Here is a 23,934-nt window from a genome sequence, read left to right on the forward strand (position 1 = left end):
GGTAAAATATCAGGTCCAGCCCTGCGCGGTCATCGGCACGCGGCTGTCGCCTTTGGTATGTAGGGAAACTCCTTCACTTTTATCTGCTATATAACCTACAAATGTGATTTTGGGGTTGTTTTTTATCTTTTCGTAGTCTGCCTGAGAAACTGTAAATAACAGCTCATAATCTTCTCCTCCATTCAATGCAGCGGTTATCGGGCTCAGATTGAGTTCCGTAGCTGCCAGATAAGTTTGCTCATCAATAGGCAATCTTTCTTCAAAAACCACCGCACCAACGCCTGATTGGGCACAAATATGCAGCAGATCGGAAGCCAGTCCGTCGGAAACGTCGATCATAGAAGTTGGCGTTACACCCGCTTCTTCCAGTTCATAAATCACGTCCATCCTTGCCTCGGGGCGCAACTGACGTTGTATCACATAATCCTTACCTTCCAGCTCCGGCTGCATATCCGGGTTAGTCAGAAAAACCTGCTTTTCCCTTTCCAGTAGCTGCAAACCAAGATAAGCCCCGCCCAGATCTCCCGTTACGCACAGCAAATCGTTTGGCTTTGCTGTATTTCTGTAAACGACCTTGTCTTTCTTAACTTTCCCAAATACACTTACCGAGATCAATAATCCGGATCTCGAAGAAGAAGTATCGCCGCCCACCAGATCCACACTGAAATCCTTGCAGGCCGTTCTCACACCCGCATAAAATTCATCGATCGCCTCAACAGAAAACCGGTTGCTGATCGCAATATTCACCGTAACCTGCCGCGGATACCCGTTCATTGCAGCAATGTCCGAAACGCTGGCTGCTATTGATTTGTAACCCAGATGTTTAAGCGGAAAAAAGGTAAGATCGAAATGCACGCCTTCCAGCAGCAGATCGGTGGTTAACAGCCCATATTCTTCACCAATATCCATTACCGCCGCATCGTCGCCGATACCCGTAACAGTATCCGGCTGCGTATTTGTCACTCCTTTATTTATTCTCTGTATCAGCCCGAATTCACCCAGGCTGCTGATTTCTGTTCTGCTTTCCATGCTACAAAATTAGACAAAAAAAGCGAAGCCACTTCCGGTCAGAAATGGCTTCGCAATTCAAAATATTAAGTATATGTGTTCTTATGGATTCGTCAAAGTGTATTCGTTGATCGAGCCGCCCGTTTTTGAGCTGCCTTTCAACCGGGTCAATACCAGTTTGGCATCGTCGATTGAATTGATCGTAAATTCAATGGTACCGCCTGTTCCGGTCGGCTGTGGAGTCAATCCACTCAATATCAACTTGCTATCTCCTTCTAATGCCCAGGTTCCGTTGAAAGTGCTTCCTTCAAAGTCTGTAAATGAAACGGTCATTGCGCCTGCTGCATTGGTAAGTACCAGCCTGAATGCCGAGTATCCCGGAAACTGGTTGCTGGATCCGCCTCTTGAATAAGCCGCCACAGTTCCGTGTTTTACAGATTCCGCTGTCCACGCTTTGGCAATTCGCTCAGAAACGGGCTTTACTTTTTCTTTACATCCCGCGGTTATCAATGTGAAAACCAGAGCAATACACCATATCAGAGAGTAACTTTTTTTCATATATCTTTTTTCAAAAATTTCTTAACACAACGCCAAGTTCCTACTTTTTAGTCTGAATATCAAAATATTCGATCAAGATCATTTTAATTTTATAGCCGCCGGTTGATATCATTAAATTGCGGGCAAAATTTACCTTCATGAAAGAATATACGCGTGCGCAGCTGGCGCTCCGGAATGGTCAGGATAAAGAGGAGATCTGGTGTGCCTACAAAGGGATCATTTACGACGTCACTTCGTCGAGATTATGGCGAAACGGGCACCACTACGAGCATTGGGCCGGCCAGGATCTGACAAAAGAACTAGGCGACGCGCCGCACACAGATCAGGTTTTCAAGCGCTTTCAGGTGATCGGCAGATTACAAAAACTCTAAACCCGGTCAAATGGAATCTACATTTTTAATAGCCGACAGCGGCTCCACGAAGACCGATTGGGTTGTCACAAAAAGCGGCTCGCGACTAGCCACATTCCAGTCGGCAGGTATTAATCCATTTTATCAGTCGGCGGAAGAGATTATTCCTGTAATTGAAAAGCAGGTACTCCCTCAAATTCAGGTTGTTATTGATAAGATATTCTTTTACGGAGCCGGCTGTGCGGACGAGAAATCGAGCCGGCCGGTTTATGATGCTTTACAAAATTGCATTCCCTCCGCTACGGAAATTCAGGTCGCTTCCGATATGCTGGGTGCCGCACGCGGCCTGTGCGGGCATAGTGCCGGACTGGCGTGCATTCTCGGAACCGGGGCTAATAATGCATTTTACGATGGCGAAAATATAGTCCGCCAGATCGGTTCGCTGGGATTCTGGCTGGGCGACGAAGGAAGTGGGTCTTATCTCGGTAAGACGCTCGTCGTGAGTTATTTACAAAATGAACTTCCGGCTGATCTGCACGAAAAATTTGCCAAAAAATATCCCGAAATAGATCGGCTCTACATATTGGACCACGCTTATAAGAAACCCTATCCAAACCGCTTTTTTGCTACGTTTTCCGGATTTATTTCAGAGCATACTGATCATAGCTACATCCGGGATGTGCTCGAAGAAGCATTTTCGCTTTTTACCCAAAAATACATTCTCAAACACAAAAACGCAGATCAATATCCTGTCCATTTCACCGGATCGATCGCATTTTACTACCAGGATATTCTCAAATCTGTACTCGCCTCAAAAGGTTTACAAACCGGCCGCATTCTAAAAACGCCGCTGGACGGATTGGTACAGTATTATTTATAAATCAATCGGGAACGAAGCGTTAATGAATGTTAAAGCGCGCTAGTTTGGTGCGCAGGCAAGCTGCATTCCCGTTGTATCTGTGTAAATGGTCTTAAATTTGACTATTATACCATTGTAATGTCGAGACGAACAATTCAAGCGCTTACTGTTTTTTCTGCACTGCTGATTATAGGCGTTGTCATTACGCAGATTTTCTGGGTGAAACAGGCGCTCGACCTCCGGCACCGGCAGTTTAACCAGAATGCCCACGTTGCTTTACAGGATGTAGCAGCAAAACTGGCGCAGGTAAACGGCGTAATGCAAACCAGTAATCCCGTCGAGCAGCTTTCTCCTGAGTATTTTCTGGTCAATACCAATTCAACTACCCAGCCCGAATTGCTGGAAGTTTTTATCAAGGAAAGCTTTCAGAAATACAAACTGATCGCCGATTTCGACGTCGGAATTTACGATTGCACGACCAACAGAATGCGCTACGGAATGTCGCTGAGCACGAAAAACAATGCAAAAATTCCAACGCCGACTTCCAACTGGATCAAAACAGATAAATACCCCTATTACTTCGGCGTGCGCTTTCCAGAACAGGAAACCTATTTCGCAGGCAGTATCAACCGCGCAATCTGGTCGTCGGTGCTGGTACTTGTTGCCGTGTCGCTTTTCGCTTATGCACTTTTTGTGATTTTGAGACAAAAGCAGCTTTCGGAGGTACAGCGTGATTTTGTCAATAACATGACCCACGAGCTGCAAACGCCGATTTCTACGATCCGAATTGCTGCAGATGTATTGAATTCTGACAATATCGTAACCCAGCCGGCACGCCATAAGCGATATGTTCAGATCGTGCAGGATGAGATATTGCGGTTGCAGGGTCAGGTCGAAATGGTGCTTTCGATGGCCAAAGCTGAGCGGAATGTACTTACTTTACAAAAGGAGCAGATCAACGTGGGCGAAATGATCAAGTCTGTGCTGCTTCCGTTTGAAAATAAGGTGAAGTTTAAAGACCAGGCCGAAAACCAGATCATCGAAGCGGATCCATTTCATTTGCGGTGTGTGATCAACAATCTGGTAGACAATGCATTAAAATATTCCGACGATGCGCCCGAAGTTGAAATTGATATTTACAACAAAGGAAAATGTCTCGTAATCGCAGTGCGCGACCACGGGATCGGAATTGCGCCTGAATACCAGAAAAAGATATTTAACCAGTTCTTCCGCATTCCTTACGGCGATGTGCATAATGTAAAAGGATTCGGGATCGGGTTAAGTTATGTAAAACAGATCGTGAGGGCCCACCGCTGGAAACTCGAACTGGAAAGTACATTAGGAAAAGGAAGTACTTTCAGGATCAATATTCCTCAGAAACAACACGCATGAAAAAAAGAATATTATATGTAGAGGACGATCCCAATCTGGCGTTCGCTACCAAAGACAATCTGGAACAATATGATTTTGAGGTAATTCACGCCGCAGACGGAAAAGAGGCGCTGGATTTTTTCGAAAAGGAGCATTTCGACATTTGTGTGCTGGATATTATGCTGCCTAAAATGGATGGATTTACATTGGCCGAAAAGATCCGCAGCTCCGATAGTCAGGTTCCTATCCTTTTCCTCTCTGCAAGATCTTTGCAGGAAGACAAGATCAAAGGGCTGAAAATTGGCGCCGATGATTATGTGACCAAGCCTTTCAGCATTGAAGAACTGAAACTGCGGATTGATGTTTTTTTGAGAAGAAGCAAGTCCGAACAGCCTGCGCCGGTAAAGACGAATACCAGCAAAGTAGGTCAATATGCATTTGATTTTCAAAAACTTACATTGAATCTGAATGGTAGCAGCCAGAACCTTACATTCAGGGAAGCGGAGGTTTTGAAGTATCTGTCAGAACGCCCTGACGCCGTAATCCGCCGCGACGACTTGTTGAAAGCGATCTGGGGAGACGACGATTATTTTATGGGCAGGAGCCTGGATGTTTTTATCTCAAGATTGCGTAAATACCTCGCCGGAGACCCCGAGATCCGCATTGACAATATTCACGGAGTAGGATTCAGAATGCGCTGGTAATGTGTTTTTGTAAATATTTTCGACCAGGAGTTGTTCAAAAAAAAATATTTACACATCTTTGCACCCTCATTTGGAAAAAAAGTAAGGTTATGGCTAAGGTTTGTCAAATTACAGGTAAAAGAACTCGCGTTGGAAATAACGTTTCTCACGCTAACAATAAAACAAAGCGTAAATTCTTCCCGAATTTGCAAAAGAAACGTTTCTTCCTTCCTTCAACAGGAGAGTGGGTTACGTTGAAAGTAGCTACATCAGCTCTTCGTACCATCAATAAAAACGGTATCGAAGCAACTATACAGAAAGCATACGATAAAGGAACACTTACGTTCTAAGGATATTACGAGTTTATTTTAAAGGGCTTCCTTTCATCAGGAAGTCCTTTTTTTCGTGTCCTGGCTAAATACACTAACTTGCCTGCATGAACGGTCGCGGAAATATCTATCTTCTTTTGGGCTCTAACCTCGGCGATCGCACCGCGATTTTGCAGCACGCCAGGGAAATGGTCGCTGAAAAAGCAGGTACTATTTTGGCAGAATCGTCGATTTATGAAACCGAACCCTGGGGATTAGCCGACCAGCCTGCATTTTTGAACCAGGTTATCGAAATTGAATCAGCTTTAAAACCGGAAAATCTTCTGAACATATTGTTGCAGATAGAGCAGGAACTGGGCCGCATTCGCAAAATACGCTGGGGCGCCCGGCTGATTGACATTGATATGCTCTACTACGCCAACCTCATTCTTGACAATTCCACCCTCACTCTGCCACATCCCCGCCTCCACAAACGTAGATTTACATTAATACCTCTTTCCGAAATCGCTCCGGAATTTATCGACCCGAAACAAAAGAAGACAATTACTCAATTATTGGACGAATGCCCTGATCATAGTACAGTTTCAAAGGTCTCTTGAAATATTTATAAAAGCATTTTCACGACCGGTTTACCCGCATTGACCATTGACTCCCTTTTTTAGGTAGTTCATCACTTTTCTCTGTCATTATAATGCCGTTAGACCTTGTTTTGCGGAGATAAGTCGATCAATTTTACCTTTTGTCCGCAAAAACAAAGGGGATGTAGCCACTGAGTTGTCAATCTTTTGAATAGAAAAAATTCAAATTGCGAACCAAAATTAAGCCAATGAAAAACAGGAAAATCTACCTACTGCTGCTATTACTCGGCGTTTGTTTTCAGGTCAATGCGCAAAACCGGCAGACGGTAAGCGGTTATGTCAAAGACAAAGCCAACGGAGAAGGGCTCATAGGCGTTTCGGTATATGTGCGCGAAGCCGCTACCGGCGTGGTTACAAATCCCTATGGATTTTACTCTATTACATTGCCCAGCGGTAATTACACGCTCGTTTTCAGTTACATAGGCTACCAGAAAGTCACCAGAGAAGTGACACTCGACGCTGACAAAACGTTGAGCATTGAAATGGAAGACGAAAGCAATCAGTTGCAGGAAGTAACGGTTTCGACGCAGCGGGAGGATGAAAATGTGCGAAGTATTGAAATGTCTGTGAATAAGGTGGAGATGAAAACGATCCGGAAAATGCCTGCATTACTCGGTGAAGTGGATTTGATTCGCAGTATTCAGCTGCTTCCTGGCGTGACTACGGTTGGGGAAGGCGCTTCGGGTTTCAATGTAAGGGGCGGCGATGTTTCTCAGAATCTGGTTTTGCTGGATGAAGCGCCCGTTTACAATTCTTCCCACCTTTTCGGTTTTTTCTCGGTATTCAATCCGGATGCTGTGAAAGACGTGAAATTGATCAAAGGAGGTATTCCTGCGCAATATGGCGGGAGGATTTCTTCTATTCTCGACGTCAGAATGAAGGAGGGTAACTCCAAGAAACGCGAGGTGAATGGTGGGATCGGTACTATATTTTCCCGTCTCACTTACGAGCAGCCTTTTGCTAAAGGAAAAGGGTCTTTCATCGTCGCTGGTCGTCGTTCGTACATTGATGTGCTCGCAAAGCCTTTTCTGAACTCCGATCTGAAAGATTCTAAATTTTATTTTTACGACCTTACAGCGAAAGTCAACTACCAGCTGGGCGATAAGGATACATTTTATGCTTCCGGGTATTTCGGCAAAGACGTTTTCGGCGGGGGAGATTTTGGCTTCGGCTGGGGAAATGCAACTGCCACAGCGCGCTGGAACCACATTTTTTCCAATAAGCTGTTCATGAACCTGACGGGCTATTACAGCAACTACGACTATTCGCTCGGGCAAAACGCAAACGATCCCAATGCAAAAGACAAGTTCGACTGGAAGTCCAAGATCATCAGTACCAGCATTAAACCTGATTTTACATTTTACATTACACCTAATAACCAGCTGACTTTCGGAGGTCAATACATTTACTACGATACCCGCCCGGGCCGCGCACTTGCTGTGTCGGAAGGACAGTCTACCGATATCAGCCTGGATCCAAAGTACGCGGATGAATCGGCGTTTTATATTGGAAACGAGCAAAAATTTTCGGATCGGATCTCCATGCAATATGGTATTCGCTACTCCTATTTCCGCAGTTTGGGCCCAGGCACTGAGTACGAATATATAACTGATGAAATCGGAAAACGTAAACTACCAGTATTTCCCGGAACAGAATATAAAAGAGGTGAAAAGATCAAAAGCTACGGAAATTGGGAGCCGCGCGCTTCGCTGAATATCGGGGTAACTTCCAATGCGTCGATCAAGGCCAGCTACAACCGGACTGCCCAATACCTGCATTTGCTTTCTAATACAGCCGCCGCTTCGCCACTTGATGTATGGACTTTGAGTTCACCCATTATTCAGCCTGAAAAAGCAGATCAGGTTGCATTGGGCTGGTTTCAGAATTTGAAAGACAATACCTACGAAGCTTCCGTGGAGGTTTATTATAAAAAACTATATAATCAGATTGACTATATTCCAGCTTCTGAACTACTTCTCAATCAATTCGTTGCGGGTGATCTATTGTTTGGAAAAGGCCGGGCTTACGGAGCTGAGTTTTATCTTAAAAAAAATAAGGGAAAACTGACAGGCTGGATCAGTTATACATTGTCAAAAACTGAGCGGCAGGTTGAAAGTATCAACAACGACGATTGGTTTCCGGCAAGATTCGATAAGCCGCACAACTTCACTTCCGTTGCGATTTACGAAGTGGGAAAACGGCTCTCACTATCCGCCAATTTCACGATTACTTCGGGTACGCCCGCTACTTTCCCAACCAACCGGTGGGAACACGGCGACTGGATTATCGGTAATAATTACAATAACCGAAGAAATAATAACCGCATTCCTGCCTATCATCGACTTGACCTGGCAGCCACATTGAAATCCAAAAAGAAGCTTTTTAAGGTCGGCGAGGGCGAGTGGGTACTATCTTTCTATAACATTTACAACCGCCGCAATCCATTCTCGATCTACACACGGGTGAATGAAGATAATTCCTTAAAGACAGAGGCTGTACGGTACGCGGTGATAGGAAGTTTTATCCCGGCGATCACTTACAATTTCAAATTTTAACCGGCCATGAATCCAATGAAATATTTTAAAAAATCAGCTATAAAAATTGGTTTTGCGGCATTACTGGGAGGATTTTTCCTAACCGGCTGCGAAGATGTGATCGACCTGGAAACTGAAACCGGACCGCCGCAACTGGTAGTCGACGGGTGGATTACCAATCAGCCTGGCCCGCAGACGATCAAGCTCACCTGGTCGGCAAGCTATTTTGACAATACGCCCGCAAAACCTGTTCTGAATGCAGAAGTGGTTGTGAAAGATGATAAAGGCACTATTTATGAATTCGAAGACACGGCGGGAAATGGTCAGTATATCTGGCAGAAAACGGGAGATACGCTCGGTCACATTGGTCGCAAATATACTTTGACCATCAAACAAGGTGCAGATACTTTTACTTCAAGCACCGAGATAAAGCGTGTTCCTGCGGTGGATTCGATTATATATAGAAAGGAAAAATTGCCTTTTGAGCCGGATAAAGGCCCGCGCGAAGGTTATGTAGCCGAATTTTACGCGCGTGATTTGGCAGGCGAAGGAGATACTTACTGGATCAAGCCGGTGATCAGAGGCAAACCGGAAATAAAACGGGCGACCAGCATTTCCATTGCTTACGACGCGGCATTCAGCGCTGGCGCGCCTTCCGACGGACTGATTTTCATTCTGCCGCTTCGGCAGTCAATCACAACAGATTCACTCTATTCCGCTGGTAATGAGGTAGGTGTAGAGTTGCACAGCATTACTAATGAGGCTTTTGATTTTTTGAGTCAAGTTCGTGAGCAAGCCGGAAATGGCGGGCTGTTCGCTACTCCGATCGCCAATATCAGATCGAATGTGGTGAATACAAATCCGGCCGGACCCAAGGCGCTGGGATTTTTTGGTTCCTCGGCGATCAGCAGAATGGAAACAACGATTGACCCTGCAAAAGCACGGCCTGACGACGATTAACCAGCATTTTTGGAAATATTGAAACCGCTGGTGAGCTACTTTGCCAGCGGTTTTTTAGTATATTTCATTTAAATAAAAACACAATGAAAAAGCCACTCCTGCTATTAATCGCACTTTTGCCACTTGTATCATTTTCTCAAAAGCGGGCTCGCGACCTGGGGATTAAAATTGGCGTACTGCCCATCGGCGCACTGAATGCGATTACCGACGTTCCCGGTGTGAAAGTGGGGCAAGTTACACTGACCGAAGGGGCTGATGTCCGCACCGGCGTAACTGCGATCATCCCTCACGACGGAAATCTTTTTCAGCAGAAGGTCCAGGCTGCGATGTATATCGGAAATGGTTTTGGAAAAATGACAGGCTATTCACAGGTGGAGGAGCTGGGTACGATTGAATCTCCCATTGTTTTGACCAATACACTCAGTGTACCCACCGCCGCCGACGCGATCATTGACTGGACTTTGGGACAAAAAGGAAATGAAAGCGTACGGTCTGTAAATCCCATTGTAGGCGAAACTAACGACGGCTTTTTAAATGATATCCGCGGTCGCCATGTGCGTAAAGAACACATTCTGAATGCATTGGCACAGGCTGAAAATGGCCCTGTCGCAGAAGGGAATGTAGGCGCCGGAACAGGGACAGTTTGTTTTGGCTGGAAAGGCGGGATTGGAACAGCGTCCCGAAAACTACCGCAAAAGCTGGGCGGCTATACGGTGGGCGTTTTGGTACAGACTAATTTTGGGGGTGTATTGAAAATCAATGGCGTACCTGTCGGGCAGGAGCTGGGGCAATATGCATTCAATGAAACGCTTGACAAATCTTCGGACGGATCATGTATGATGATTTTAGCGACCGACGCGCCGCTCGACGCAAGAAATCTTAAAAGATTGGCCAAAAGAGTATTCCTGGGAATGGCACAAACAGGCGGCATTGCCGCGAACGGAAGCGGCGATTATGTCATCGCATTTTCAACCGCCAACAGGGTATTGCACGATGCGCCGGAACCAACTGCCACTGCGACTTTTCTGACCAACGATGTCGTATCTCCGCTTTTTATGGCCGCGATGGAATCCACCGAAGAAGCGATTATTAATTCTCTTTTTATGGCCAAAACAATGGAGGGAACGCAGGGCCACAAGGTCGAAGAACTTCCTGAGGAAAAGGTGTTGGAAATAATGCGTAAATACGGCAGGCTGTAAGTAATGCTGGTTTTGTTATTTAAACTTCAAAAGATAACCCGTCAGATCAGCGAGATCCTGCTCATTCAAGCCCAGTGTTACTGGCTCGGGCATAAGTGAGTTTGGCATTTTTTCTCTGGTTTTAATGTCCGTTGATTTAATCGAATGCTGCTTTCCTGCGGCATCTTTCAATACTACATTCGCGCCGTCGCTCAGTAAAAATCCGAAATAAGTATCGCCAGTTTTAGTCACGATTGTGTAGCTTTCGTACCCGAAAACCATGCTCGCTGATGGGTTGACGATTGCGTCGAGTAATCCGCTTTTGTCAAACTTTTTGTGTACCAAAGTAAGGTCTGGACCAATATCCGCGCCGGTCTCGCCGTGTTTGTGGCAGGCTACGCAATAGGTTGTAAATACCTTTTCACCCTGCCCGGGATTCGCTTTCATTCGGGAGATAAAATCTGTCTTCAAAACCTTCCCGTTTCTTGGAAAAAACTGACTGGCCACGACTCTGACATTCTGATCAGGATTTTTGAAAATGATCTCACTTACCGATTTTGCAACAGTATCCTGCAACTGGCCCTGCACCCGCATATCAACCAGTATATTGCCTCCGTCCACATCTGCTGCCATTATTCTGGCTGCTTCAATCCGGCCAGCCACACTTCCCGACTTATCTGCCACTATTTTTTTCTTTTCCAGCATTTGCCGGTAACCCGGCGTCATTTGCTGGGCGGTAGCCTCTTCCCAGTTCAGCAAATCGGCCCAATCGTTACTTCTCCGGAAATTCAGCCACCACGAAGCCTGCGACGAAACGTCTTTTAATGGCGACTTACTTAATGCAACCATCGCCTCAGCGGCCTTTTTACTTTTTATAAACCCGATTGCAGTTAACGCTTTTCTTCGGTCTTTCTCCGATACTTTTGATGAATTTGCTCTGATTTTCAAATCGCCTATCGCCTGTTCCGGGTGAAGCCGCCAAGCCAGATTTGCACGTTGCGCGTTCCAGTTCTCTGGTGAAGCTTTGTAGGATTCTTTTACCATATTGTATACCTGGTTCTCCTTCCCGTCGGCCGCAGTACCGATCGCTTCCAGCATCCACGAGTCTTGTCCATCGTAATTTCTGATCAGCGCTGAAATGCTTTTGAACGCTTTTTCATACGGTAAATCGCGCAGTGCAATTGCTACTTCGCGCCGCACGGCTGCGTCGGGATCATTGGCCATTTGTTCCAAAAATCCGTCAGACTTACCAATCGACCGTAATGCACGGAATGCGGTGAGCCTGTGCGCGGCGTCCGCTGATCTTGTCAGTTTATCAACCTCCTGCGCACCTTTCTCGCCCAACTGAGACAGCAGCCAGATTGCCCGCGCCTGGTGAAATGGGTTTTCGGCGGTTAATAACTGTTTCACATCGCCGATCACTTCTTCGCCCTTTGCTTTCAATCCTTCAAAACCAAGTAAACGAACATTTACGGCCGGATTTTTCAATGCACCGATCAGGCCTGCGGTAGTTGTCAGATCGATTTTTGGGGTAGTTAATTTTTTATTTTTCGGTGTAATGCGGTAAATGCGGCCGTAACCGATTTTGTCTTTCATCGCGTGCCCGCCTACCACCGGATCGTACCAGTCGGCAATATATAACGCACCATCCGGGCCAATTGCCGCATCCGATGGGCGGAACCATTTTCGGGTATCTCCATCCGTTTCATACCATTCATATCTTTCATTAGCTTGCGGAAATGAGCTGATCAGGTCGCGGCGATTGAGCTTGAAACCTGCGCCGGTCTGCTCAGGCTTGTAGGCAAAAATCACGTTTCGGCCGGCTTCGCAGCTCAGTAATGTGCCACGGTAATCTTTGCCTAGTTCGTCGCCTTCGTAAAAAACGATTCCGGTAGGGGAGCCGGCGCCGGTGTTGTCGCCGGCTGGCATTACGCCGGGGTCTTCCTGGTGCCAGTGGGTAGTGAAAATATCCTGTCCCGGCCGGCGATCCGCCTGCCAGTAACGTGTCCCGTCTGCCGAAAAATAACCCGCATTACCATTTTCCTGTAAGAAACTTACCCGGCAGGTAATTACCTGATCATCATTATCGTTTTGCCACATATTGCCGTAACTGTCCAGGCAAACCTCGAAGCTATTCCTGAAATTGTGCCCCAGAACTTTCAAACCGGTTCCGTCGGGATTAATCCGCAATGCTAGCCCTCCTACCCAGATCCTGCCGTCGTCAGACTTCTGATTTCCCTGATTCGTTTTATTATAAGGTGTGCCGCCGGTATACAAACTGCCGCTCCGCAATTCCCAGCCGCCTTTATCCTTCACTTTATGCGGACCTGCATTGCCGGTATTGAAATAATACTTTCCGTCAGGGCCTGCTACGAGCGAATGCAGAGAATGATCGTGGTCAAAGCCGCCAAAACCGGTAAGGAAAATTTCGCGGCTATCGGGCTTGTCGTCTCCGTCTTTATCAGTGTAAATAATCAGGTTAGGTGCGCAGGAAACGATGGTTTTGTTGCCAATTACCGCAATACCCAGCGGAGAAGTCAGCAAGGTATCTTCGACGTATACTTTGGAGGATTCTGCCTTACCGTCGCCGTCCTTATCTTCTAAAATCATCACGCGGTCACCCTTCTTTTTATGGCTTAGCCGCTCTCCGGGTTTGGTATTGAAATCTCGGTAATTCACTGCCTCCGTGATCCAAACCCTGCCTTTCGCGTCAATATCCATATTCGTAGGATTATGAAACATCGGCGCCTCCGCCCAAAGTGTCGCTTCCAGATCATCGGGAACGTATAGCTTGGAAGTATCGGCCAATGCTATTGGTGCGCCTGTCGATTGTTTTGGAGTTTCAGGCTGTTTATGTATTTGATAAAAACCAAAGAACGAAAGCAGGCCAATGCCGACAAACGCATAAATGCTACGCTGAGGAATCAGGGCTATTGAATTCATATTATTTGAAGGAGAAAAGGCTTTCGAGATAAGTACGGTTTTGCTGATAAGATTCGACGAGATCAGCACCGGGCGGGGTAGCGCCTTCGATTTGCATCCAGCCGGAATAATCTATTTTTTTGACCGCCTCTGCTATTCTAGGCCAGTCTAACGTGCCTTGGCCAAGGCGTTGGCCGTTTTCTTTCATGTGGATCTCACAGATCATTTCCTTTCCAAGCATCGGAATTTCCTTGAAAATGTCGTGACCCGCGTCGACTGAATTTCTAAAATCGTAATAAACTTTGACAGCTTTTGAACCTACTGCATGGATAATATCCAAATGCTCCTGGCCGCTGAGGTAAGATTCAATTCCAAGTGTAATACCTTGCTTTTCAGCGTGCGGTGCTACTTTTTTTAGTCTTTCAATAACTGCTTTTTTACCTTTTTCATCATTTCTCAAATCTCCATCCGAGAAAAAAGCCAGCAATATCACTTTCACGCCGAGCTCCTTTGCGGCATTGACGCTATTCCAAACCCATTCCTCGGTGCGCGGATCAGATTTGTAGGGTACCCGATTTAATTCACCGATCGCAAGACTTGAAATTTTGACGCCTGTGCGCGTGGAAGCTTCTTTAATCGACTGTAATGTAGTCGGGACAGAAAGTCCGGCCTGGTCTTTGGAAGTATTATAACTGATCTGAATTCCTTGCAACCCGATTTGTTTCGCCCTGTCAAAAGCTTCCGGGTTCAATGCTTTGCCGACAGACCAATCGCAGGCTCCCAGCTGAAACCGGGGCGCAGCAGGTAAAATCCAGTCCTGCGAGGCTGCAAGGCACATTAGCGCAGACTTCCGGAGCAACTCTCTTCGACTTAACAACAGATCTTGAAACATCACAGGCGGATTTAGGAATGCAATGCATTTACCTTTTAAATCTGCCTGCAAACGGATTCTACTTGTCAGATACTCAGGTTACTATTTGTAAAAAGCGTCCTCGATATGCCGGATCTCGGTTTCACCGTTTGGTAAAATAAGGACAGAAACAATGTCAAAACGCACATCGAAATGCCAGTCTTTGTCGAAAATATAATTCTCTGCGGCGCGCATTACAAGTTTAGCTTTTGCCGGATTGACGAACTCTTCGGGCATTCCATAACCGGTACCGCTCCGCGTTTTTACTTCGACAAAAATTAGCATTTTGTCTTTTTGTAAAATCAAATCGATTTCTGTGTGCCTATTGCGGTAATTCTTCTCGACGATCTCAAAACCTTTTGCCAACAAAAAAGCGGCAGCCTGCGCCTCGCCCCAATGTCCCGTATCGTTATGTGCGGCCATTCAAATTCTTTGCGGTAAATATCTAGTAGTTAATAGCGAGAACCTTATAGTTCATGGAAAGATCTTCCGCGTCCTTTGGAGCAAGCTTGCCATTTTTTATCAAATGCATTTCATTGACGGCGTCACTGACGTCGTCTAAAACCTCAGCCTGAAACTTGGAAATAGGTTTCGCCTTAACAAAAGGAAGTCTTTGTAAAAGACCCATCACGAAACCTGCCTTGCTATCTTTGATGTCTAAAATCACTTTCATTCTAAATAGGTTTAACTGTAAACTTGCTCCAAACGAACATTTTAACTCAAAATGAATGTTAGTAATTCAGATACTTCTGTTCGCTGTATGCATTTAGACGTTGCCTTTTTATAAAAGTCACGCGGTTTCAGAAGTAAAACAAAAGAATAATTGGCAAGTTTCAATCTTTCAATGAATACCCTCATCAATAAGCAGGTAACCTTCCGGGATCTCGGACTGATTGACTATCAGGAAGCGTGGGATTATCAGGAACGGATTTTTGCTGAAACGCTCGCATTGAAGACTCAGAACCGCATATTAAGCGACGCAGAGAAAGTATTGACCCCCAACATCCTGCTCTTTTGCCAGCACCCTCACGTTTATACGTTGGGCAAAAGCGGCAAACCCGAACACCTGCTTTTGTCGACAGAAGATTTGACTGCGAAACAGGCAAAATACTACAAAATCAATCGCGGCGGAGATATTACCTACCACGGGCCGGGTCAGATAGTAGGCTACCCGATCCTTGACCTGGACAATTTTTTTACCGATATTCATTTATATATGCGGATGCTGGAAGAGGCGATTATCCGCACGCTGGCTGATTATCAGATTGATGCTGGAAGAATTAAAGGTTTAACAGGCGTTTGGCTTGATCACGAGGCGCAGGTGAATCCAAGAAAAATTTGCGCGTTGGGCGTAAAAGCCAGTCGCTGGGTTACCATGCACGGATTTGCGCTCAATGTGAATACGGACCTGTCCTATTTTGGGAATATTGTCCCCTGCGGCATTGAGGATAAAGCAGTGACCTCAATGCAGAAAGAGTTAGGAAGAGAAGTCAGCATCGGCGAAGTTTCAAATATTTTAAAAACCCATTTGGCTGATTTGTTTCAGATGGATTTAACAGACTAATAAAGAATGAAGAAAGATATCATATTTCACCCTGTGAAGGGAATACAGGTTGCGATTGTCAGAAGTATTAATGCGGAGGAAGGTGAAGAATGGAATGTAATTGTGATCAACAAGAATGACGAGCCGGTTACAAATGTATTCGTCACTTCGAAAGGATACGGCAATAGTGAGCTGGGTAATGATTTTAATCAGAAAACATCGACGCTCAGACACTTCTTCGCAGAGATTGCGGCGGGCGCACATGTAGTGGTGGAACCGATCATGCCGGACGTTTTTCACCTCAATAATGAATTCTGGGTCAGCTACTTCATCGGAAATCAGATCTACGATAAAAAGTTTATATTCGTCCCCGACAGCATCATCGAAGCCAACCTGATCCCGATCGAGCCGCTTGGTTTGCAAGGGGTTTTGCATGAATAGCATTTATTTTTTAACCTAAAAACACACTATGACAGAAGATTTTAAAAGACGCAGCAAAAATTTCCTTCTCCTTGACATTGAGACCGTTTGTTCTCACGCTTCCTACGAACAGCTGCCCGATCGGATGCAGAAACTTTGGGACAAAAAGGCGGTTAGTCTAAAACGCGGCGACGATACACTCACTAATGCAGAACATTTCTACGACCGCGGCGCTATCTACGCGGAATTTGGAAAGATTATTTGCATTGCATTCGGTGCTTTTTACTGGAATGAAAATGAGGAACTTGCATTTAAGGTAAGCAGCTTTTCGGGCGATGACGAGGCTGATCTGTTACGACAGTTCAAAGCATTGATTAAAAAATATCCCGCAGACCAGCTGGTACTTTGCGCGCATAATGGCAAGGAGTTTGACTTCCCGTTTCTCTGCCGCCGCATGCTGATCCATTGCATTGAAATACCGAAAGCACTTCAAATGACTGGCAAGAAACCGTGGGAAATCCTGCACCAGGATACGATGGACCTTTGGAAATTCGGGGATTACAAAAGCTACACTTCGCTCGATCTGCTGGCTGCTGTTTTTGATATTCCCGGCAGTAAAAACGAAATGAGCGGCGACCAGGTCACGAAGGTGTACTATGAAGAAAATGATCTGGCGAAAATTTCCCGATATTGCAGGGAGGACGTAGTCGTACTGGCACAGCTTTATTTGCGTTTGCATTGCTTCCAGGCTGTTCAGGAAGAGAACATTACCAGGGTCGGCTGACCCTGCACTTGGTGACCAATAATCGGTCGTTAAGTATTAATTTAAAAGAATAATGAAAGATAAAAAAGAAAAAAATAAGCCCGAAAGGGAAAAGAGGGAGCAAAAAGCACCTCATCATATTGTTTCCTATATTGATAATTTAAAGGCAGATATCGCCGCATTCTTTGATCTGAACGGTGGTCAGGAGTTTCGTCCATTCGACGTTCACGACCATTTTGGGGTACAGGATAAGAAAGTAAGAGTGCTTTTTAATGAGATACTGCATGAACTCGAACAAGCGGGCCGGATTACTTATCATAAGAACGGTACCTATTCCGCCGGCGCAAATAAACCTGTAAACAAAGACCTGACAGGCCGCGTAGATCGTGTGAACAAATCGTTTGCATTCGTAATCGTGGAAGGGCGCGATGATGATATCTACATTGAATCCGAGCTGCTGAATGGTGCGTGGGATGGGGATATTGTTTCTGTTCAGACATTGAGTAAAAACAGTCGCAGCTCTGGCAGAAGTGATTCCGGTAAAAGTCGGGTTGAAGGCCGGGTAACAGATATTATCGAGCGGAAAAATGCGGATATAGTCGGTATTATCGAGATCAATCAGCGCTATGCTGTTGTGCAGCCCGATAACAAGAAGCTTTTCGACCCTATTTTCATTGAACCGGAAGAAACTAAGGATGCCAATACCGGAGATAAGGTCATTGTAAAAGTAAAGGAATGGCCGACGAGAAGAAGTCAGGCGGCGGGTGAAATTGTGACGGTGCTGGGCAAGGCGGGAGATAATGATGTAGAAATGCATGCGATCCTGGCAGAATTCGGCTTGCCTTACGATTTCCCAGAACACGTTGAAGCAGAAGCAAATAAGATTTCTGATAAGATCTCAAAAAAGGAAATTTCAAATCGCCGGGATATCCGCGACTGGCTCACATTCACGATTGACCCGGTAGATGCCAAAGATTTTGACGATGCATTGTCTGTCAGATATCTGGATGATGAAGTGGTGGAAGTGGGCGTACATATTGCCGACGTTTCGCATTATGTGCTACCAAATACCGAACTGGAAAAAGAAGCTTATCGCAGGGCAACTTCGGTATATCTGGTCGACAGAACGGTTCCTATGCTCCCGGAAAAGCTCTCTAACAATCTTTGCTCGCTAAGACCAAATGAAGATAAGCTCGCGTTTTCGGCCATATTTGAGATTAGCCCAAAAGGTAAGTTGCTGAAAGAATGGTTTGGCAGGACTGTAATCCATTCGGACAGACGTTTCAGTTACGAAGAGGCGCAGGCTGTACTGGACTCTGGTGAAGGAGATTTTCCAAAAGAGCTGGCTACGCTTAATAAACTGGCCAAAATCTTCCGCGCAGAGCGTTTCAAAAAAGGCGCGATCAATTTTGAAACCCCGGAAGTACGTTTCAAACTGGACGAAAATGGAAAACCGCTGGGGATATACCAAAAAGAGCGCCACGATTCCAACAAGCTGATCGAGGAATTTATGTTGCTCGCCAACAAGCGGGTTGCCGAATATGTGTATTTTTTATCAAAAGATGAGAATAAAAATACGATGGTGTACCGTATTCACGAAGCACCGGATATTGAAAGGCTGAAAACGTTTGCCACTTTCGTCGGCAAGCTGGGCCATAAGCTGGAAGTGGAGGAAGAGAATAAAATCGCCAAATCCATGAATGCGATGCTGGCCCGCGTTGAAGGAAAACCGGAACAAAATCTGATCGAATCGCTTGCAGTCCGAACGATGGCGAAGGCGAGGTATTCGACTCAGGATGATGGCCACTTTGGACTGGCATTCGAGCGATATTCGCATTTCACATCCCCGATCCGTCGATATCCTGACGTAATGGCACATCGCCTTTTACAGCATTATCTCGACGGCGGCGCGAATGTCAATCCGGAAGAGTACGAAAGTGCTGCAAAGCATTCCTCTGAACGCGAGCGGCTTGCGGCAGAGGCTGAGCGTGCATCTATTAAATACAAGCAGGTAGAATTCATGAGCTCCATGGATCCCGACGCAGAATTCGACGGGATTATCACGGGCGTGACTGAATTTGGGATTTTTGTAGAAATCACGGAAACAGCGTCGGAAGGGCTAATCCGTATGACTGATCTGGGCGATGACTATTATGAACTGGATAAAGAAAATTATCGGATCATTGGTCAGCGCACGAAGAAGATATACACTTTTGGAGATCAGGTAAAGGTAAAAGTAAAAGATACCAACCTCGCCCGCCGCAGTATGGACCTGTATCTTGCAGGAACTATACCTTCTCCAAGCCGTGAAAACAGAGGAGGCCGCTCGAATGTCCGTAAACCAGCGGTTCACGAATCGCGCGCACCAAGGTCTTCACGCGGAAATAAAAAACCTGGGGGTTCCTCGGCGGAGAAGCCCAAGCGGAAACGGAGGTAGTGTAAATCAGACTGCCTGCTTAGCCTTGATCCGCTGATCGAGCGATTCAATACGGGAGGAAACAGCTAATATGCCCTCCCGCAATTTTTTTTGAAGTGTTTCAGGAGATACTTCTGAGAATTTGACTTTCAATTCATTCCAGAAGTCTTTCTTCTCCTTCTCAGAGTCAAGGGAGAGATAGCGTTTAAAATCCTCTTCAAAAATACCTGGCAGCAGCGATTCCTTTTTCATGATTCCAGCAGTTCTGTTAGCTCATTCAGTTTATCAAGAATATCATTAATATGCAGTTCAATACCTTTTTGATCAAGGCTTGAAATTTTATCATTGAATTCTACATAAAAATCCAAAATACTTTTCAAATAGTTGATCTCGTCCTCGATATTCTTTCGCTCTTCTTGGGACATTACAGGGCTCAAATGATAACCGTCCCAAATTAGCCTAAGTCAAGCAAGCATTTGATTCCGATTATTAAATGGTTCTGCTCAATGGAAGAATGGTTAATTTGCGAGCCGCTCGGTTAGAACAGGAGTGATCGCTACTTTCAAGTAAGCCACAATATTCAGACTTCATTATGTCAAAAAATTACTATCTCATTCTCTTCCTCCTACTTATCTCCATCTCCTCCTTCGCTCAAAAAGCTGCTGACAAGGAAGAGTGGAAATCGATTTTTAATGGTAAAGACTTGACTGGCTGGGATATTAAGATCGCGGGACACAAAGTCAACGACAATTACAAAAATACCTTTATCGTTGAGGACAAAATGATCCGCGTGAATTACAAGGAGTATGACCGATTTACCACTGAGTATGGACACATGTATTATAACAAGCCGTATTCTCACTATAAAATCAGGTTACAATATCGTTTTACCGGAAACCAGGTGCCGGGCGGCGCTTCGTGGAATGTGAGAAACAGCGGGATTATGCTGCATTCACAGCCGGCCGCGAGTCTGGGGATAGATCAGGATTTTCCTATTTCACTTGAAATGCAATACCTCGGAGGACTGAATGCGGGCGAACGAAATACCGGAAACCTTTGCACGCCAGGCACAATTGTGGATATTAACGGTAAGCTCGATGAGGCGCATTGCATCAACTCCACTTCTAAAACCTACGATGGAGACCGTTGGGTGAATGCGGAAGCGATCGTGCTGGGCGATTCCATCGTGTACCACCTGATCGAAAAAGATACGGTACTTGTATTTACCAAACCGAGAATCGGCGGCGGTTATGTCGGGAAAAATCATACCTTCAAAGATGGTAAAGTGGGTAGTGAAGATGAATGGGTAAAAAAGGACGGCACGCCTTTGGGCAGCGGATATATTGCGCTGCAAGCTGAAAGTCACCCGATTGATTTTCGGAATATTGAAGTGCTCGAATTGAAGGGCTGCATGAATCCGAAAGCTGTCAATTACAAATCATACTACGTAGAGCCTGACAATCAAGCTTGTAAGTTCAAGAAATAGCATATGCTTATAAAAAGTACAATTCTCCGGATTGTCCTGCTGATAACCGTTCTGGCTGGTCTTAACTGGCTGGCTTCCCTGTTCTTTTTCAGACTGGATCTTACCGAAGACAAGCGTTACAGCATTTCCGAAGCCACGAAAAACCTTTTAGGCAGCCTTGATAAAGATATTATTGTCAATGTATACCTGTCGGGTGAATTTCCGGCAGGTTTTGAAAGACTTGAAAGTGCAACCAGGGAAACGCTCGAAGAATTTAAGACCTTCTCCAATGGACATTTAACTGTCAATTATTCCGACCCTTCCAGCGCGACGAGCGAAGATCAGCGGCAAAAGCAATATATGAACCTGGTTGATCGCGGATTGACTCCTACCAATGTTTTCGCGAATGAAGATGGAAAACGAACTGAAAAGATCATTTTTCCCGGCGCGATCGTTCAGGCCGATACCCTCGCTGTTCCCGTGCAGCTATTAAAGGGAAACAAAACGAGTTCTTCCGAAGATCAGCTGAACCAGTCTTACGAAGGAGTTGAGTTTGAACTGGCTTCGGCGATCCGGCTGTTGGCGAATCCTGACAGGAAGAAGATAGGCTTAATTGTCAGTCATACTAAAATCTCCCCTGCGCGACTAAGCGATTTAATCGCGACGATCCAGCAGCATTATGATGTATTCCTGGATATGAACAATCCCGAATCCTACGACGGACTTGATGCCCTGCTGGTTATGAAGCCGGACAGCGCGTTTTCAGACACTGACAAATATAAGCTCGACCAATATGTGGTTTCAGGTGGAAAGGCGATGTTTTTTATCGATGGAGCGAAGGTAGATAGTGTGAGTCTGGACGGGAATTATGCGCAGCCAAATGATCTTAATTTAAACGATCTGTTTTTTAAATGGGGGGTCCGGGTGAATACCAATCTGATCAAAGATCTTAATTGCGCCGATATTCTGCTGAATGTAGGAACCCGCGGCGACGCACCTGAAATCAAGCCACTACCCTGGCGTTTTTATCCGCTGCTGAATAATTTTGGTACCCACACGATTACCAGAAATTTGAATGCGGTTTACACCAGATTTTTGAGCAGCATAGATACGGTTGGCGGCGCGGCTGACATTCAGAAAATACCGCTGATGTTCACTTCTCCGTATACGCAAGTAGTAAATGCGCCTGCATTGGTAGGCTATAACGAAGCTCGGAAAGATCCGGAGGCTTCCGAGTACAGAGGTGGAGCAAAACTGGCGGCTGTGCTTCTGGAAGGATCATTTCATTCTCTATTTCAAAACCGCATTCTGCCAAACGACCCGCGATCAGCCAAATTTAAAGGGGAAGGGAATGGCGGAAAAGTGATCATCTGCTCCGATGGTGACGTCATCGTCAACGATTTTGACTACAAAAGAAATGCCCCATTTCCACTAGGTTACGACCGCGTTTCCCAGCAGACTTTCGGTAATAAGGACTTTGTAATGAATGCGTTGGACTACCTTACTGACGCAAATGGGCTGATCAGTGCGAGAAATAAGGAGATCAATATCCGCGCGCTCGACAAGATCAAATTACAGGAAAACAGGAAATTCTGGCAGGGGCTCAACCTGCTTCTCCCGATTGCGCTCATCGGGATCTTCGGCGCCCTGAGATACTATCTTCGTCTACGAAAATTCACCAGAATTTAGGGTACTTCGTCCGGTAATTTTTCTATTTTTGTTCCCTACAAAACGATTTTCGGGCTGTGGCCAACCCTATATATTTCACATTTAAACACTTACGTCACGAATTATGAAGTTTGTCGTTTCGTCATCAGTCCTACTCAAACAGCTATCTGCTATCAACGGTGTAGTTTCAACGAACCCAATAGTACCGATTCTTGAAAATTTTCTGTTAACGTTGGATGGTAACTCGCTGACGGTAACCGCCTCCGATCTTCAAACGGTTATGATCACCGAAATTGAAGTGGAATCTTCTGAAAAAGGTGCCATCGCGATTCCCGCAAAACTGTTGCTGGATACACTGCGCGGACTTCCTGAGCAGCCGATCACTTTGCAGGTAAATGGGGAAACTTTCGGAACCGAGATTATTTCGGACAACGGTCGTTATAAACTTTCTGGTGAAAACCCGATTGACTTTCCAAAAACACCAGCTGTTAATCGCGGTCAGTCTGTGGAATTCTCTTCTTCTGCATTAGGATCTGCGATTGCAAATACACTTTTCGCAACAAGTACTGACGATCTTCGTCCGGCCATGACAGGTGTTTTCGTTCAAATGGGAACGGAGAATGCGACTTTCGTTGCAACCGACGGTCACCGCCTGGTTCGCTATCGCCGGACAGATATTAAATCGGATGTGGACACTTCGATGATCATTCAGCGGAAAGCGCTGAATCTCCTTAAATCTTGCTTGCCTTCTGAGGACTTGCTGGTTAAGGCAGAATTCACCTCATCAAATGCATTTTTCAGTTTTGGAAATATCCGCATGATATGCCGTTTAATAGATGAGCGTTTCCCGGACTATGAAAATGCAATTCCTACTAACAATCAGAATACACTTACGATCAGCAGAATGGAAATTCTGAGTTCGTTAAGACGTATTTCTATTTATTCAAACCGCACTACACATCAGGTTCGTCTGAAAATGTCTCTGAATGATCTCGTGATTTCTGCGGAGGATCTCGACTATTCAAATGAAGCCAATGAAAGGTTAATGTGTGAGTATAATGGAGAGGATTTGGAAATTGGTTTTAATGCTAAATTCTTGATCGAGGTACTGGGTAACCTTTCAAGCAAAACAATCACATTTGAACTTTCCGCTCCAAACCGTGCTGGCTTAATTATCCCCGTCGATCAGGAAGAAAATGAAGATATTCTGATGCTGGTGATGCCCGTAATGTTGAATACCTACGTATAGGATTTACCATCAAATCATATTTGGTCCGACACTTCTGTGCCGGACTTTTTTTGTATATGCCTGACATTTAGACAGTTACAATTCGCAATAACTAACTACGAAAAAAATCG

General features: G+C 45.4%; 24 protein-coding genes. 16 read left to right on the forward strand and 8 right to left on the reverse strand.

The genetic code is table 11. The annotated features are described in order from the left end of the window. Positions 1–9: 9 nt before the first annotated feature. Both thiL and LZG94_RS23270 read right to left on the reverse strand, forming a co-directional pair. A complete protein-coding gene (gene thiL, locus LZG94_RS23265) occupies positions 10–1,029 on the reverse strand; it encodes a thiamine-phosphate kinase (RefSeq protein WP_215236132.1) in 1,020 nt (339 codons plus the stop codon). Between the two features lie 81 nt (positions 1,030–1,110). After that, positions 1,111–1,566, reverse strand: a complete 456-nt coding sequence (locus tag LZG94_RS23270; RefSeq protein WP_215236131.1) for a hypothetical protein — start codon at positions 1,564–1,566, stop codon at positions 1,111–1,113. Positions 1,567–1,703: 137 nt separating this feature from the next. Here LZG94_RS23270 and LZG94_RS23275 point away from each other — a divergent pair, with 137 nt between their 5' ends. The 9 genes from LZG94_RS23275 (at position 1,704) to LZG94_RS23315 (ending at position 10,489) form a co-directional block, all read left to right on the forward strand. Beyond that, positions 1,704–1,937 carry a cytochrome b5 domain-containing protein gene (locus tag LZG94_RS23275; RefSeq protein ID WP_233794067.1) on the forward strand — a complete coding sequence of 78 codons (234 nt, stop codon included), beginning with the start codon at positions 1,704–1,706 and terminating at the stop codon, positions 1,935–1,937. A gap of 10 nt (positions 1,938–1,947) precedes the next feature. Continuing rightward, the gene (locus LZG94_RS23280; protein WP_233794068.1) at positions 1,948–2,796 is read left to right on the forward strand and encodes an N-acetylglucosamine kinase; all 849 of its coding nucleotides are present in this window, start codon (positions 1,948–1,950) and stop codon (positions 2,794–2,796) included. 117 nt (positions 2,797–2,913) lie between these two features. Further along, positions 2,914–4,167 (forward strand): sensor histidine kinase KdpD, encoded by a 1,254-nt coding sequence (locus LZG94_RS23285; protein ID WP_215236128.1) that lies wholly within the window; start codon positions 2,914–2,916, stop codon positions 4,165–4,167. Then, positions 4,164–4,850, forward strand: coding sequence for a response regulator transcription factor (locus LZG94_RS23290; RefSeq protein ID WP_233794069.1), 687 nt, complete (start codon positions 4,164–4,166; stop codon positions 4,848–4,850). Before LZG94_RS23285 ends, LZG94_RS23290 begins: the two co-directional genes overlap by 4 nt. 89 nt (positions 4,851–4,939) lie before the next feature. Continuing rightward, a complete protein-coding gene (gene rpmB / locus LZG94_RS23295; protein WP_026632020.1) occupies positions 4,940–5,179 on the forward strand; it encodes a 50S ribosomal protein L28 in 240 nt (79 codons plus the stop codon). A gap of 86 nt (positions 5,180–5,265) precedes the next feature. Continuing rightward, entirely contained in the window at positions 5,266–5,757 is a 492-nt protein-coding gene (folK, locus tag LZG94_RS23300; protein WP_233794070.1) for a 2-amino-4-hydroxy-6-hydroxymethyldihydropteridine diphosphokinase, read from the forward strand. Between the two features lie 227 nt (positions 5,758–5,984). Then, on the forward strand, positions 5,985–8,351 hold the full coding sequence (locus tag LZG94_RS23305) for a TonB-dependent receptor (RefSeq protein ID WP_233794071.1): 2,367 nt from the start codon (positions 5,985–5,987) through the stop codon (positions 8,349–8,351). A 15-nt stretch (positions 8,352–8,366) separates the two neighbouring features. After that, a complete protein-coding gene (locus LZG94_RS23310) occupies positions 8,367–9,290 on the forward strand; it encodes a DUF4249 domain-containing protein (RefSeq protein WP_233794072.1) in 924 nt (307 codons plus the stop codon). A gap of 83 nt (positions 9,291–9,373) precedes the next feature. Beyond that, positions 9,374–10,489: a P1 family peptidase gene (locus tag LZG94_RS23315; RefSeq protein WP_233794073.1), complete on the forward strand. Its 1,116-nt coding sequence runs from the start codon at positions 9,374–9,376 to the stop codon at positions 10,487–10,489. Between the two features lie 15 nt (positions 10,490–10,504). Here the strand turns inward: LZG94_RS23315 and LZG94_RS23320 are convergent, their stop codons facing one another. The 4 genes from LZG94_RS23320 to LZG94_RS23335 all read right to left on the reverse strand — a co-directional run bounded on the left by LZG94_RS23320 (position 10,505) and on the right by LZG94_RS23335 (position 14,973). Further along, positions 10,505–13,411, reverse strand: coding sequence for a PVC-type heme-binding CxxCH protein (locus LZG94_RS23320; RefSeq protein WP_233794074.1), 2,907 nt, complete (start codon positions 13,409–13,411; stop codon positions 10,505–10,507). A 1-nt stretch (position 13,412) separates the two neighbouring features. After that, the gene (locus LZG94_RS23325) at positions 13,413–14,282 is read right to left on the reverse strand and encodes a sugar phosphate isomerase/epimerase (RefSeq protein WP_233794075.1); all 870 of its coding nucleotides are present in this window, start codon (positions 14,280–14,282) and stop codon (positions 13,413–13,415) included. Positions 14,283–14,363: 81 nt separating this feature from the next. Then, positions 14,364–14,723, reverse strand: a complete 360-nt coding sequence (locus tag LZG94_RS23330) for a YraN family protein (protein WP_233794076.1) — start codon at positions 14,721–14,723, stop codon at positions 14,364–14,366. Between the two features lie 22 nt (positions 14,724–14,745). Next, a complete protein-coding gene (locus LZG94_RS23335; RefSeq protein ID WP_233794077.1) occupies positions 14,746–14,973 on the reverse strand; it encodes a hypothetical protein in 228 nt (75 codons plus the stop codon). Positions 14,974–15,144: 171 nt separating this feature from the next. On the opposite strand from LZG94_RS23335, the gene lipB reads away from it, so the two are divergent. Genes lipB through rnr form a run of 4 tightly spaced genes read left to right on the forward strand, consistent with a single transcriptional unit; the run spans position 15,145 to position 19,463 of the window. Next, entirely contained in the window at positions 15,145–15,864 is a 720-nt protein-coding gene (gene lipB, locus LZG94_RS23340; protein WP_233794078.1) for a lipoyl(octanoyl) transferase LipB, read from the forward strand. A gap of 6 nt (positions 15,865–15,870) precedes the next feature. After that, entirely contained in the window at positions 15,871–16,284 is a 414-nt protein-coding gene (locus LZG94_RS23345) for a hypothetical protein (protein WP_233794079.1), read from the forward strand. Positions 16,285–16,312: 28 nt separating this feature from the next. Continuing rightward, positions 16,313–17,047, forward strand: a complete 735-nt coding sequence (locus tag LZG94_RS23350) for a 3'-5' exonuclease (RefSeq protein ID WP_233794080.1) — start codon at positions 16,313–16,315, stop codon at positions 17,045–17,047. Between the two features lie 52 nt (positions 17,048–17,099). After that, a complete protein-coding gene (gene rnr / locus LZG94_RS23355; RefSeq protein WP_233794081.1) occupies positions 17,100–19,463 on the forward strand; it encodes a ribonuclease R in 2,364 nt (787 codons plus the stop codon). 6 nt (positions 19,464–19,469) lie between these two features. On the opposite strand, the gene LZG94_RS23360 is transcribed toward rnr, so the two are convergent. Together LZG94_RS23360 and LZG94_RS23365 are read right to left on the reverse strand one after the other, a co-directional pair. Next, complete coding sequence (locus LZG94_RS23360; protein ID WP_233794082.1) at positions 19,470–19,694, reverse strand: hypothetical protein; 225 nt, start codon at positions 19,692–19,694, stop codon at positions 19,470–19,472. Then, the gene (locus tag LZG94_RS23365) at positions 19,691–19,867 is read right to left on the reverse strand and encodes a hypothetical protein (RefSeq protein WP_233794083.1); all 177 of its coding nucleotides are present in this window, start codon (positions 19,865–19,867) and stop codon (positions 19,691–19,693) included. The genes LZG94_RS23360 and LZG94_RS23365 overlap by 4 nt, the downstream gene beginning before the upstream one ends. Positions 19,868–20,034: 167 nt before the next feature. Between LZG94_RS23365 and LZG94_RS23370 the strand changes: the two genes are divergently transcribed. From LZG94_RS23370 to dnaN, 3 genes are all read left to right on the forward strand, one after another. After that, on the forward strand, positions 20,035–20,928 hold the full coding sequence (locus tag LZG94_RS23370; RefSeq protein ID WP_233794084.1) for a DUF1080 domain-containing protein: 894 nt from the start codon (positions 20,035–20,037) through the stop codon (positions 20,926–20,928). A 3-nt stretch (positions 20,929–20,931) separates the two neighbouring features. Next, positions 20,932–22,596, forward strand: coding sequence for a gliding motility-associated ABC transporter substrate-binding protein GldG (gldG, locus tag LZG94_RS23375; RefSeq protein WP_255700706.1), 1,665 nt, complete (start codon positions 20,932–20,934; stop codon positions 22,594–22,596). A 103-nt stretch (positions 22,597–22,699) separates the two neighbouring features. Continuing rightward, positions 22,700–23,824 (forward strand): DNA polymerase III subunit beta, encoded by a 1,125-nt coding sequence (gene dnaN / locus LZG94_RS23380; protein WP_215236111.1) that lies wholly within the window; start codon positions 22,700–22,702, stop codon positions 23,822–23,824. Positions 23,825–23,934: the final 110 nt, after the last annotated feature.

The organism is Dyadobacter sp. CY343 (assembly GCF_021390335.1).
GTDB lineage: Bacteria > Bacteroidota > Bacteroidia > Cytophagales > Spirosomataceae > Dyadobacter.